Origin of the sequence: Lactobacillus sp. UCMA15818 (assembly GCF_030400225.1) — a bacterium.
Lineage (GTDB): Bacteria > Bacillota > Bacilli > Lactobacillales > Lactobacillaceae > Liquorilactobacillus.
In genome coordinates this window covers 387886-401940 of the sequence record NZ_VJYB01000001.1, presented here as the reverse complement: position 1 = coordinate 401940, position 14055 = coordinate 387886, and the positions used below count along the sequence as shown (strand labels likewise).

Below are 14055 nucleotides of genomic sequence, written 5' to 3'. Positions count from 1 at the left end.
TTCAATTCTTCGATGTTTATCATCTTTTTAGTGGTAGACTGAACTTTGTAGTAAGTTTATCCGGTTGGCAATCGTTAATTAGCTGTTTGAGAGAGAAATACATTTGTATTTTTTTAAATTGGGTGGTACCGCGAAAGATTTTCGTCCCTTGGGATGAGGTCTTTTTTTGTTTAAAATATTTGACAAGGAGAGATAATAATGAGAGTTAAAGAAACATTGAATTTAGGTAAAACTAAGTTCCCAATGCGAGGCAACTTGCCAGTTCGTGAACTTGAACGCCAAAATTTTTGGGAAGAAAATAAGGTCTATGAGAAGAGACAAAAATTAAACGAGGGTAAACCAACTTTTGTGTTACATGATGGTCCTCCATATGCAAATGGGAATATTCATATGGGACACGCAATGAATAAAATCTCAAAAGACTTTATTGTGCGTTCCAAATCTATGATGGGATTTAGAGCTCCATATGTTCCAGGTTGGGATACTCATGGCCTTCCAATTGAACAACAGTTAAAAAAGGCTGGTGTGAATCGTAAGGCAATGTCTGTTGCTGAATTTCGTGAAGAATGTCAGAAGTATGCACTTGAACAAGTAGATAAGCAACGCAAAGATTTCAAACGTCTGGGAGTTGCTGGTGAATGGGAAAAACCTTATGTTACGCTTGATCCGACCTTTGAAGCACAAGAAATTCGTGTTTTTGGTAAGATGGCAGAACGTGGATTGATTTATAAAGGCAAGAAGCCTGTATTTTGGTCATGGTCATCAGAATCTGCTTTAGCTGAAGCAGAGGTTGAATACCATGATGTGACATCCCCATCTGCTTTTTATGGTGAACATGTTATTGATGGCAAAGGAGTCTTAGATGACGATACATATATGGTTGTCTGGACGACGACTCCTTGGACAATCCCTGGGTCTGAAGGTATCACTGTGGATAAAGACTTTGATTATTCAGTTGTGCAACCAGCAGGTGATAAGCGTAAATTTGTGATAGCTACGGAGCTTGTTGAAGTTAATGCAGAACGCTTTGGATGGGAAAAATTTGACACACTGAAGACCGTCAAAGGATCAGAATTAGAGTATGTGTTGACAGAGCATCCTTTTTATCCAGAACGTAAATTAGTTACAATGATTGGTGATTTTGTGACATTGGATTCAGGTACTGGACTTGTTCATACTGCTCCTGGATTTGGTGAAGATGACTTTAATGTTGGAAAGCAATATGGTCTTGACATCTTTGTCCCAGTTGATGATAAGGGCTACTTAACAGCCGAGGCTGGTAGCGATTTTGAAGGTGTCTTTTATGAAGATGCCAATCAAATTTCATTAGATAAGTTAAAAGCTGATAATCTTCTCCTCAAATATATGCCGCTTGAACATAGCTATCCATTTGATTGGCGTACTAAGAAACCAATAATCTTCAGAGCTACACCACAATGGTTCGCATCAGTTGACAAGATTCGTTCTGAAATTCTTGCTGCAATTGATGACGTAAAATTCTTTCCTAGTTGGGGACAAAAGCGGTTGTATAACATGATTCGTGATCGTGGAGATTGGGTAATTTCAAGGCAACGTGTATGGGGTGTTCCACTTCCCATCTTCTATGGTGAGGATGGTGAGGCAATCATCACTAGGGAAACGGTTGAGCATGTTGCTGATTTGTTTGAAAAGAACGGTTCAAATATTTGGTTCCAGAAAGAAGCAAAAGAATTACTACCTGAAGGTTTTACTAGTGAACATTCACCAAATGGTACATTTACTAAGGAAACAGATATTATGGATGTTTGGTTTGACTCAGGTTCTTCACATCAGGGTGTTTTGGCCGCTCGTGAAAACTTGAAATATCCAAGCGATATGTATCTTGAAGGCTCTGATCAATACCGTGGTTGGTTTAATTCTAGCCTGATTACAAGTGTTGCAGTATCAGGTAAGGCACCATACAAGCAAGTCCTTTCCCAAGGGTTTACACTTGATGGTGAGGGACGTAAAATGAGTAAGTCTCTTGGTAATACGATTGTTCCTGAAAAGGTAATCAAACAAATGGGTGCCGAAATTATTCGCTTGTGGGTTTTAAGTGTGGACACTTCTGCTGACGTACGTGTTTCAATGGATAGTTTTAAACAAATTTCTGAATCATATCGTAAAATTAGAAATACAGTTCGTTTCTTACTTGCTAATACGACTGATTTTGAACCAGCAAAAGATACAGTTGCCTTTGACGATATGGAAGCACTTGATCAATATATGGAAATCAGAATTAACAAATTTTCTAAAGATGTTTTGGATGCTTATGCGACTTATAACTTTATGGATATTTACAAGAAGCTGATTAACTTTGTAACTGTTGATCTTTCAGCATTTTACTTGGATATCGCCAAGGACATCGTTTATATCGAAGGTGAAGATAGTCATAAAAGACGTTCAATGCAAACCGCTTTATATGATGTTGCTGTTCGTTTGACAAAGCTGTTAACACCAGTCTTACCTCATACAACTGAAGAAATCTGGGGATACTTGAAGGAACCAGAGGAATTTGCACAGTTGTCTGAAATGCCCGCAGTAAATCATTATAATAATGAGCTTGAAACAAGTAAGAATTTTGCTGAATTCATGGATATTCGTTCAGAAGTATTTAAAGCATTGGAAAAGGCTCGTAATGAGAAATTAATTGGTAAGTCATTTGAAGCGCAAGTGGTACTCTATGCTTCAGAGGATGTTATACAATTGTTTAAGAAGCTTCAGATCAATGTTCGTCAAGCTTTGATTGTTTCTGCGTTAGAGGTTAAGTCATTGGATGATGCACCAGCGGAAGCGGAAAAATACACTGCTGAATTATCGATTGTTGTTGGCCATGCTAAGGGCGAGGTTTGTCCACGCTGTCGAATGATTAAAGAAGATGTTGGATCTGATAATGATTTTCCGACACTTTGTGCAAGTTGCGCAGCAATTGTTAAAGCTGACTTTCCAGATGCAGTATCTGCTGGATTAGAGGAATAGGCAGTAATTTGTTGTTAATAAGTAAGAGGTTGAAATAAGTTTGTCGAAATTTGATTTCTAGAATATTTATCTGCAACCTATGAAAAGACCAGGCAAAAAAATAATTTTGACCTGGTTTTTTGAGTACTGCTTGATTATAAGAAAGTAAATTTTTGAAAAAAATAAATAATAGTTGAATAATTACGGGATAGAAGACTAAAGTGGTTAATTTCTGCTATTATAGTTGTAAGATATTGTTAAATCAGTAGGAGGTCATTCTGATGAAGATGATTAAAGTTCACGGTTCAGGAAATGATTTTTTTATTTTGGATGAAAAACAGGTAGATAAGAAATTATCTGAGGAAGAATTAAGAGGGCTGTCTAGACAGATATGTGATCGTAAGACAGGGTTGCATGGTGGGTCCGATGGAATACTATATGTGACGAGTGGACATGATAATTCTGTAGTTGGTAAAATGAGGGTTATTAACGCTGATGGCAGTGAAGCAAGTATGTGTGGAAATGGAATTCGGACAGTTGCACGATATTTGAGTGAACAAAATAATTTAACCGATTTTAAGATTGAGACAATGTATGCAGATCTTGAAGTAAAAAAAGCAAAGGACTTTGCACCAAATGTGACTGCATTTGATGCAGAAATATCACCAGTCAGTTTTGCTGCTAGTGATTTAAAAATGCATATTGTTGGTAAAGAAAGATTATTTAATGAAATAGTTCCAGAGTTATCTAAAACTTTGAAATTTTCAGCGGTAGCCGTACCTAATCCGCATCTAATTACTTTTGTCAATCATGAAGAATTGCTGGGACCTGAATTAGAAAGAATTGCAGCTTATTTGAACAATGGCAAGAATCCTGTCTTCCCTGATGGTGTTAATGTTAGCTTTGTCGAAGTATTTGCAGATAATAATATTTTTGTCAGAACATTTGAAAGAGGCGTGGGTTTCACAAATGCTTGCGGGACTGCAATGTCAGCCTCGTCATTGATATATTCATTGCTTTATCCAGCACACACAAGCTTGGAAGATTTAATAACGGTGCATAATCCAGGCGGAATGGTCAATACAAAGGTTCATCAAAGAGAAGATGGTTCATACTGGATGTCTTTAATTGGGAATGCAACATTTGTTGCGGAAGTTGAATTATCACAAGAACAAGCACTCAGAGGTGATTTTACTGCTGTTAAGTGGTCAGCAACAACTGAGCAAACAGCATATGAAGATTTTGTAGGGAGTTTATAATATGAAATACGAAGAAGAGGTAATTAGTTCTAAAGAGGTATATCGAGGGAAAGTTATCCGGGTTGAAGAGGAAGAAGTTAAGTTGCCAAACGGCGAACAAGCTAGAAGAGAAATCGTGCGACATCATGGAGCCGTAGCTATCATTTGTCTAACCGCAGAAAATAAAATGATATTTGTTGAGCAATGGCGTGAACCTATGCAGCGTGTTACTTTGGAAATTCCTGCAGGTAAGATAGAGGCAAATGAAACGGATCCTAAAAAGACAGCGATTCGTGAACTTAATGAAGAAGTCAGATTGCAATCTGAGAGTTTGGAGTTACTTGCGGATTTTTATACATCACCAGGCTTTGCAGATGAAAGAATGTTAATGTATTTTGCTCACGACTTACAGCCCGTGTCTAAAAAATTACCACAAGATGCAGATGAATTCCTGAATACTGTAGAATTGACGCTAGCGGAAGCAAAAGAAAAGATTAATGCGGGTTTAATTTGTGATAGCAAGACAATTATGGCTGTCTGGAAGTGGGAGTTGCTTGAATTAAGGAGAAGTTAATTTGGGATTAAAAGATAAGATTTTCGGCAAAGTTGGGCGTCATTCACAATCTCTTGATATACAAGAAACAACAAGGAAGAAAGAAAATGCACAAGAAATACCTGAAGAAACTGTAAGTCGCTCACAGCAGAGACAGGATGAAAAAAATGAAATTAACGATGAGAAAAAAAGAAAATTGGCTAGAAAATTAAATTGGGTAATTGCTGGTTTATTTATGGCAATTATTTGCGTTTACTGTTTTATGGTATTTGTAAACTTTTAAAATGTGAGGAAGGGTAGTTGAAAATGAGATACGGAATTTTATGTGCAATGGATGAAGAAATAAAGGCGCTGAAATTAGAACTAAAAGCAGCAAAACGAACTGAGATAGCCGGAATTACTTTTTTTGAAGGAACAATTAATGAAAACGAAGTCGTTCTTGTTCAATCTGGAATTGGCAAGGTTCAAGCTGGAATGACTACGGGCTTGTTAATTGCACAATTCAAAGCAGAGGTCATTATAAACTCTGGTTCGGCAGGAGGAATCGGGCAAGGATTGCATGTTGGCGATGTTGTTTTATCTACGGCTGCGGCATATCATGATGTTGATGCTACTGTATTTGGTTATCTTCCAGGTCAGTTACCACAACAGCCACAAAAATTTGAAGCTGATTCACACCTCGTTGAAACATTGAAGGAAGCAGCTGAACAAAATCGACAGCATGTTGAAATGGGGCTGATTGTAACCGGTGATCAGTTCGTTGCATCTTCTGACAAAATAAAAGCAATTAAGGATATTTATCCTGATGTTTTATGTTGTGAGATGGAAGGCGCAGCAGTTGCTCAAGTTGCAGCTCAATTTAAAGTTCCTTTCGCAATTGTTCGTGCAATGTCGGATACAGGCAATGAAGAAGCAGAAACTTCATTTGACGAATTTATCATTGAGGCTGGTAAGAAATCTGCGCAAATGATTCTAAATGTTTTAGTAAAATAGGAGCGATAAGAGTGAGACATATTTATTTAGATAATGCAGCTACAACGCCAATGGTTGCACCAGTTATCAAAACAATGACTGAAACCATGAGTAATGTCTTTGGGAATGCTTCAAGTACTCATTTTCATGGAAGGCAAGCACGGGCCATTTTGGATGATAGTAGACACCTGATTGCTCGGTCGATTAATGCGAAAAAAGATGATGAAATTGTTTTTACAAGTGGCGGTACTGAGAGTGACAATACTGCAATTATCGAGACAGCTTTGGCTAGACAATCTGAAGGAAAGCACCTGGTCACAACAGCGATTGAACATGAAGCAGTTTTAAAATCAATGAAATACCTTGAGTCACTTGGGTTCGAAGTTACTTACTTGCCAGTCGACCAGCGTGGGCTGATCAGGCTGACGGATTTAAAGAATGCGCTTAGACCAGATACGATTTTAGTATCAGTTATGACTGGAAATAATGAAGTTGGTAGTCGTATGCCAATCCATGAAATTGGAGAATTAGTTGAGCAGACTACTGCATGGTTTCATACAGATGCAGTTCAAGCGTATGGATTGATTGATCTCGATGTTCAAGCAGATAAGATTGATTTGTTGTCAACTTCAGCACATAAACTTAACGGGCCAAAATTTTTAGGATTTCTCTATCGTTCTGAAAAAGTTAAGATTCCTTCATTGTTGAAAGGTGGCGATCAGGAATTAAAAAGACGTGCGGGTACCGAGAATATTCCAGCAATTGCTGGTTTTGCCAAGGCTGTTGAATTAGTCAATGTAGACGAAAAAAAAATACGGCAAAAGAAGTATTATGAATTCAAGCAGCAAATAGTCAAGGGATTGCAAATGGCTGGAATTGAATTTGAAGTTAATGGCGAGATTATAAAAAATAATTTACAGCATGTAATTAATATATGGTTTAAGGGATGTAAAAGGGATGCATTACTAACCAATTTGGATCTAAATGGTATTTCAGCTTCTGCAGGATCAGCTTGTACAGCTGGCAGTGTTGAACCATCGCATGTTTTAACGGCAATGTATGGTGCAAACAGCCCACGAATCGAAGAATCTCTAAGATTTAGTTTTGGAGTGGAGAATACAGTGGAGGATATTGATTACTTAATTGCACAATTAACTAAAATTATCAAAAAGAGTAGGGGGAACAGTTGATGGCATATACTAAAGAAGCTAAAATTCTGGGTGATAATCGCGTATTTGCATTAAGCACAGAAATTAAGAAATATACCTTGCGGGATGTAGGTTTTTTAGAAAGTAAAGGGGGAAAATTCATACTTGAACGCCCGCTTGATCCAACATCTCCATATAATGCAAGCATAAAATTAAAAGTTACGATTAGTAGTGATTTGCAGACTTTCAAAATAGGTGTAACCAGTGCAAATGGGCTGAAAGAAATTAATATTTCTAAGGGATCAGATGTTGAAAAGCATATAGAACAACTTAATTTTGTAATTGATAATCTAAAAGAGCGTGCTGTCTTAATCGAAAAATAATTAGGTTGACTTGTCAAAAGTTAATGAACTAGATATAATTAGGTTTACTGAAATAATACGACCTTCAACTCGTAGAGATTCAGAATCTATATTGAAATGATGGTGAGAATATTATGAAGGATAACAGCCAAATTCGTGTCGTTGTGGGCATGAGTGGTGGAGTTGACTCTTCAGTTGTTGCTTATTTATTAAAAAAGCAAGGATATGATGTAGTCGGCGTCTTCATGAAGAACTGGGATGATACGAACGACAGTGGAGTTTGTACGGCAACGGAGGATTACGAAGATGTTGCAAAAGTTGCAAATAAGATTGGTGTTCCTTATTATTCTGTGAACTTTGAAAAAGAATATTGGGATGGTGTGTTCAAATATTTCTTAGATGAATATCAAAATGGGAGGACACCTAATCCAGATGTAATGTGTAACAAGGAAGTTAAGTTCAAAGCATTTTTAGATTATGCAATGAAACTTGATGCAGATTATATTGCAATGGGACATTATGCTCAAGTTAGACGCGATACGGAAGGGCATGTTCATTTGTTGCGTGGAGCAGATGCAAATAAGGATCAAACATATTTCTTAAGTCAACTTTCACAAGAGCAGTTGGATAAGGCTATGTTTCCAATTGGCAATCTAGAAAAACCTGAAGTTAGAAGAATTGCTGAAGAAGCTGGTCTTGCTACGGCAAAGAAAAAAGATTCAACAGGTGTATGTTTTATTGGAGAACGTAATTTTAGTAAGTTCTTAAACGAATTCTTACCCGCAAAATCAGGAAAAATGAAAACATTTGCTGGCGAGATAAAAGGGGAACATTACGGGTTAATGAACTATACAATTGGTCAGCGAAAAGGTTTAGGAATTGGTGGCGATGGTCAGAGCAATGACCCTTGGTTTGTAGTGGGCAAAGATTTATCTACTAATACGTTGTATGTTGGTCAAGGCTATCACAACGAGCATCTCTATGCTGATAGTCTTGACGGTAGTAAGATCAGTTTTATAGCTCCAATCGAGGAGCGTGGCTTGGAATTTCATTGTACTGCTAAGTTTAGGTATCGGCAAAAAGACACAGGGGTAACAGTTTTCCTAAATGAAGATTATACAAAAGTTCGAGTTGAATTTGATGAACCTGTCCGTGCGATTACACCAGGTCAGGAAGTCGTATTCTACGATGGTGCAGAGTGTCTCGGGAGTGCAACAATTGATTGCGCATACCAAAAGGAAAAAGTTTTACAGTATGTCTAAGTTTGCGTATAAAATTGGTAAGCTGAAAATATGCTAAATGGCAATCGATTCTCTGAAAAATGAAATAATAGTTTTATAACGGGGGCTGGATCAAAAGTTAACTTTTGATTTGGCCCCATTATTGATTCCAGATAAATATGTGTATCAGTCGAAATTCGCTGTCTTAATACACACAAGCTGTTTATAATTAGCAGTCTTCAAATTTTAGCGGCTTTATACTGACTTTTTTCGTAGTTAATTGAAACAAAGTATTGAAAAAATAATGATAATAACACAAAAGAATGGCATAATTGAATGTGACATCAAAGGAGGTTGAGCATGACTAAATTATTTTTTATCAGGCATGGAAAAACTATTTGGAACCTAGAAGGTAGGTACCAAGGGGCAAAGGGCGACTCGGAGCTACTACCAGAAAGCCATACTGAAATAAAAATGTTAGCAAAGTATCTCAAAAATAAACAATTTGAAAAAATATATTGTAGTCCAATTAAGCGGGCATTTGTAACGGCATCCGAATTAGCGGCGGCTTTACCACAGAAAATAATGGTGGAAGAAGACACACGATTAAGTGAATTTAATCTTGGAGAAATGGAAGGCATGCTGTTTACGGATGTTGCTAAAAAATTCCCCAAGGAACTAGATGCTTTTCGAAATCATCCAGATTTATATCATGCAAAAGAAATTTCTGGTGAAGGTTTTCAAGAATTATTTGCAAGAATGACACCAATTATCAAAGAAATCTGTGAAAAATATCCAAATGGAAATGTGATTATTGTCAGTCATGGTGCTGCGCTATGTGCAGAAATTAGACATTTGTTAGGCTATTCGCTTGAAAATCTGCGAAAAGCGGGTGGATTATCTAATACAAGTACAACAATACTAGAAACAAGTGATGAAGTGAATTTTGACTGTCTAGAATGGAACAAAACAGATTATTTGAATAAGAAGCTTGATCAAAGTGATACAGTGTAGTGCGAGGAAGGAAGTGTGACATAAGTTGGGTAACTCGAAATTACGAACATAGCGAATGCTTTGCTATGAGTAATTCGAAGTTAGACGGAGAGTTTTGACTTATGAAACACGTTTATACGGAATAAATAGAGGAACTGAATCAAAATTTAACTTTTGACCCAGCCCCATATATTACGAGGAAGTGGATTTATGAATAGAGAGCAGCTAAATGTCAGGGCACAAAAGTTAGTGCAACGAGCAATTGAGAAGATTGATAAGAATCCAGATGATGCTAAAGCCTATTATAAGTTAGGTGTATTATTAACAGAATTCAAAGATTATGAGCAGGCAGAGCAATTATTATTGAAAGCATTGGGATTATTTAGTGGTAAAACTGAGCTAGATTTGTTAAATTATGGCTTAGGTAATGTTCTTTATAGTGCAAATTACTTCCAAAAAGCAATTAATTATTTTAGTAAGATTAAAGGACAAGAACTTAAGGGTGAAGCAATCCTAATGACTGCACAATGTGAATACGCTTTAGGTAACTATAAGAAATCGTTAGCATTTGCTCTCACGATAAATGAGGACGATAGAAGCAAAGATATGGGAGCCAAACAATTAATTGCTAATATTTTTTTGGCTTTGGGTGATTTTAAAAATGCAAGAAAATATTTTGATTTGATTTTGGCAAAGGAGCCACATAATTTTGAAGCAAACTTTCAGAGAGGAATAATTACACTAGTTCTTGAGGGAGAAGAACAAGCGGCTAATTATTTTAAGGTAGCGCAAAAATTGGATCATGAAACTTTTAGCAAAATGAGAGGACAGATAATAGATATTCAAAAAACGATAATTGCAAAACACAAAAAATAGGAAAGGAGAAACGGTAAGGTGAGTGAAGTGGATTTGCTAGACACAAATGGTGAGACTGAGAAGTATATTGTTGGCAGTGTGAATGCCATTTTCTTTGAGAGTCCAGAAACTTTTTTCAAAGTAATACAAGTTAAGATTGTGCAGACTAATTTCAATTGGAATGAAAATCAGATTGTCGCAACCGGCAACTTTGCCGATATTAATGAGGGAGTTGAATATCGTTTTGTAGGTAAATTAGTAACTCATCCACGATACGGACAACAATTTCAAGTTTTCAATTATCAAAATGAAATGCCTTCTAGCAGATCGGGCTTAATCACATATCTGTCAAGTGAAACCTTTAACGGAATTGGTGAGAAATCAGCTACAAGAATTGTTGAAACCTTGGGATTAGATGCAATTGCACAGATTATTGCTGATGAACAGAAGGTAAAAAAGCTAGGCCTCAGTAAAAAACAGCAAGAAACGCTAATTGAGAATTTAAAGACTAATAATGGTACCCAGCAAATCATCATTGAACTCAATGGTTTTGGTTTTGGAAGTCAGATGGCATCGTCAATTTATAACCGTTACCGCGAAAAAACGGTTGAAGTTATTCATGAGGACCCGTATCGATTAGCACGGGAAATTCCAGGAATCGGATTCAAACGAGCTGATCAAATTGCTGAAAAAATGGGTTTGGCAGCAGATACTCCACAAAGAATTAAAGCAGGACTTCTTCAAGGAATATATGATATTTGTCAAGAAAAGGGTAATACATACACAAATGCAAAGCAGCTACTTAATGAAACAATGATTTTGTTAAGCAATAGCCGCAGAGTCGAGCTTCCCCCAGAGTTACTTGCAGATCAGCTTTTGGAATTAGCAAATGATGGTGTAGTAGTCGGGGAAGAAAACAGAATCTATTTAAGAAAGTATTACGAGTCTGAATGGAGAATTGCTGAACGTATTAAAGAAATTAAGGAAACAAAAATTAAAATTGGCAGTAATTTTGATGGTGAGTTCAAACAGTTACTAGCAAAAGTTGAAGAACAACTTGGAATAGAGTATGGGATTGATCAAGTTAACGCCATCAAAGAAGCACTTCAATCTAAGGTTTACCTACTGACAGGTGGACCAGGTACTGGAAAGACAACTATCATTAATGGTATCGTGGCGATTTATGCCGCATTGAAAGATATTTCCTTGGACATTAATGAATACAAAAACGAACAATTTCCAATTCTCTTGGCGGCACCGACTGGAAGAGCATCTAAGAGAATGAATGAGACAACAGGGCTACCTGCTAGTACAATTCATCGCTTGTTGGGGTTAGGCAGCGGTGATGAAAATGATAGTGAACATAATCAATTGGAAGGAAGCTTATTGATTGTTGATGAAATGTCGATGGTGGATACTGCTTTATTTGATATCTTAATGGATGCTATTCCTAAAAATATGCAAGTAATTTTTGTTGGTGATAAAGATCAGCTACCCTCGGTTGGACCTGGACAAGTTTTTGCTGATTTGCTAACAAGCCCTGATTTACCTAAGATTGAATTGAAAGCAATCTATCGACAAGAAAACGAGTCATCTGTTATTACTTTGGCACATGCCATTAAGAATGGAACCTTACCTGCTGACATAAAACAAGGAAAGAGCGACCGTTCATTTATTGAATGTAATTCTTATCAGATTGAAAATGTTGTTCGACAAGTGGTGGAAAAGGCTAGATCAAGAGGATTCAAAATACGTGATTTTCAAGTACTCGCGCCAATGTATCGTGGGCCCGCTGGAATTGATAAATTAAATGAGATGTTGCAAGAAATCTTGAATCCACATCTTAAGGGAAAGAAGCAAGTTGAGATTAACAAACAGTATTTTAGAATTGGTGATAAGGTTTTGCATCTTGTGAATTCACCTGAAAATAATATCTTTAATGGTGATCTTGGTGAAATCGTAGGAATTGTTACTAGTAAGGAAAGTAAGGATCACCAAGAGTCTTTGATAATTGATTTTGACGATAATGAAGTCGAATTTAAACGCAAAGATTGGATAAAAATTCGGTTAGCTTACTGTATATCAATTCATAAGGCACAAGGCAGTGAATTTAAAATGGTAATTCTACCGATGGTACAGCAATATACCAGAATGCTCAATCGTAATCTTTTGTATACTGCAGTTACACGTGCAAGGGACTTCTTAATTTTGCTAGGTGAACCTGCTGCATATATGAATAGTGTCAAGCAAGTCGCAGTTAATCGAGCAACAACACTTGTGCAGCGTCTAGCAGCCGTTTTTAATCCACCAGCTGCTGATACTGAAAAAATAAATAGTATTTCAGAAAAGAAAGAGGATTATAGAGCTGACCCGATTCTCACAACGGATTTAATAAATAGTGGGAAGATTGACCCAATGATTGGAATGAATGAAATTACACCGGCATCTTTTTGAGTAATTCGAAGTTAGACGGAGAATTTTGACTTAAGACACATGGTTATCCGAAATAAATAGAGGAGCAAGATCAAAAGTTAGCTTTCAATCTTGCCCCTTTATTTTTGGATACTCGGAAGACTTTTATTTAGGAATTATCCTTTTCAGAAATGGAAATACTGTCAACATCAAACCAAAAAGGATAGGAGAATGATTTGAGATATGCATCATAAAATTTGTTAATAAGTTGTCTATTATCAATCTGGCTAAATTCAAGTGAATTTATTACTAGATGAATTTGTTTTTGTTCAAAAGTATGAATAAATGGTATTTTTGAAGAAAAATTAAATTTTCTAGCAAGAAGAATAAGCCAGTAAGAAAGTGGATTCAGACTGGTAATAATTGTGAGCTGAAGGTTATTGGTCTCTTTGGAATTTTCGTTATCTAAGAAGGGTTGGTTTTTGATACGAATTGAAAAAGAATTTTTAAAGAAATTGTATTTTTGTGAAAGTCTAGTAGTGACAGAGAAAGATTCTTGATTGATGAATGCATCTGTTATTGCGCAAAACTCAGCAATAAGTGACAAATGATATTTGACAAGCAGATTGTAGAATTTTGAGTTTTTAATAAGGTCAGTTACATAAGCGCTAAAGCCAACAATAAGTTCATCAGTAAAAATTTGTTTACCTGTGCCTAGCGCATTTTCAACTAATCCTAGATTATAAGAAATTGGATGAACAGAGTTCAAAATTTGTCTTAGAGCAACCACAGGATTGGATGAAACTCCTATTTTGGTCGCAAAATTAGTTTTTTCATTAATCAAAATAAACGCTATTGGAATTTGCTGTGTACTAGCGTTGCGTAATTTTGTAAGGACATCTAGAAAAAAAGTTGAACTTCCAACTGTGACTACAACAAGATTATTTTTGGACTCTAAGTCAGTATTATTCAGATTCTTTTTCAAAACATACTCAATCTGCTGACCGTCACTAATCAATTCAGTTTTATACTTGATTGTACGTTTTTGTAATTCGCCTTCCAAGGTGCCCCAAACACTGTTGGAATCACTTTCTGGAAAGTGATTGTCAACGAAGAAAAAAAAGGTTTTCAAAGTAATCCTCCCTCCTAGTTTTGTTTACCCTCAACATTATAACTGCTTGTAGAACGTTCTGTGCAGTTTTTACTATTTTTTATAAAAATAATAAAGTTCTGGATTGTTAAAGCAGGTGCAATATTCAGCAAATAGCAAAATGTTCATGGTTAATAAAGGAAAGTCTGATCTGTGAAGTATATTCTATGGAACCA

Annotated in this window: 12 protein-coding genes; 11 read left to right on the top strand and 1 reads right to left on the bottom strand. The window is 36.3% G+C overall.

Annotated elements, in window-relative coordinates:
* Positions 1-198: 198 nt before the first annotated feature.
* From ileS to FFX44_RS01895, 11 genes are all read left to right on the top strand, one after another.
* Positions 199-2997 (top strand): isoleucine--tRNA ligase, encoded by a 2799-nt coding sequence (gene ileS, locus FFX44_RS01945; protein ID WP_289977347.1) that lies wholly within the window; start codon positions 199-201, stop codon positions 2995-2997.
* A 260-nt stretch (positions 2998-3257) separates the two neighbouring features.
* Positions 3258-4235: a diaminopimelate epimerase gene (gene dapF / locus FFX44_RS01940; protein ID WP_289977345.1), complete on the top strand. Its 978-nt coding sequence runs from the start codon at positions 3258-3260 to the stop codon at positions 4233-4235.
* Position 4236: 1 nt separating this feature from the next.
* Positions 4237-4788: an NUDIX hydrolase gene (locus tag FFX44_RS01935; protein ID WP_289977344.1), complete on the top strand. Its 552-nt coding sequence runs from the start codon at positions 4237-4239 to the stop codon at positions 4786-4788.
* Position 4789: 1 nt separating this feature from the next.
* Entirely contained in the window at positions 4790-5050 is a 261-nt protein-coding gene (locus FFX44_RS01930; protein ID WP_289977343.1) for a hypothetical protein, read from the top strand.
* Between the two features lie 23 nt (positions 5051-5073).
* Positions 5074-5760 carry a 5'-methylthioadenosine/adenosylhomocysteine nucleosidase gene (locus tag FFX44_RS01925; RefSeq protein ID WP_289977342.1) on the top strand — a complete coding sequence of 229 codons (687 nt, stop codon included), beginning with the start codon at positions 5074-5076 and terminating at the stop codon, positions 5758-5760.
* Between the two features lie 11 nt (positions 5761-5771).
* Positions 5772-6929, top strand: a complete 1158-nt coding sequence (locus tag FFX44_RS01920) for a cysteine desulfurase family protein (protein WP_289977339.1) — start codon at positions 5772-5774, stop codon at positions 6927-6929.
* A complete protein-coding gene (locus FFX44_RS01915) occupies positions 6929-7270 on the top strand; it encodes a DUF1831 domain-containing protein (RefSeq protein WP_289977338.1) in 342 nt (113 codons plus the stop codon). The genes FFX44_RS01920 and FFX44_RS01915 overlap by 1 nt, the downstream gene beginning before the upstream one ends.
* Positions 7271-7383: 113 nt before the next feature.
* Positions 7384-8511, top strand: a complete 1128-nt coding sequence (gene mnmA / locus FFX44_RS01910) for a tRNA 2-thiouridine(34) synthase MnmA (protein WP_289977336.1) — start codon at positions 7384-7386, stop codon at positions 8509-8511.
* A gap of 318 nt (positions 8512-8829) precedes the next feature.
* Positions 8830-9483: a histidine phosphatase family protein gene (locus FFX44_RS01905; protein ID WP_289977332.1), complete on the top strand. Its 654-nt coding sequence runs from the start codon at positions 8830-8832 to the stop codon at positions 9481-9483.
* 189 nt (positions 9484-9672) lie between these two features.
* Complete coding sequence (locus tag FFX44_RS01900) at positions 9673-10338, top strand: tetratricopeptide repeat protein (RefSeq protein ID WP_289977331.1); 666 nt, start codon at positions 9673-9675, stop codon at positions 10336-10338.
* A gap of 18 nt (positions 10339-10356) precedes the next feature.
* Positions 10357-12771: an ATP-dependent RecD-like DNA helicase gene (locus FFX44_RS01895; protein WP_289977330.1), complete on the top strand. Its 2415-nt coding sequence runs from the start codon at positions 10357-10359 to the stop codon at positions 12769-12771.
* 127 nt (positions 12772-12898) lie between these two features.
* On the opposite strand, the gene FFX44_RS01890 is transcribed toward FFX44_RS01895, so the two are convergent.
* Positions 12899-13861 carry a transcriptional regulator gene (locus tag FFX44_RS01890; RefSeq protein ID WP_289977327.1) on the bottom strand — a complete coding sequence of 321 codons (963 nt, stop codon included), beginning with the start codon at positions 13859-13861 and terminating at the stop codon, positions 12899-12901.
* Between the last annotated feature and the right edge of the window lie 194 nt (positions 13862-14055).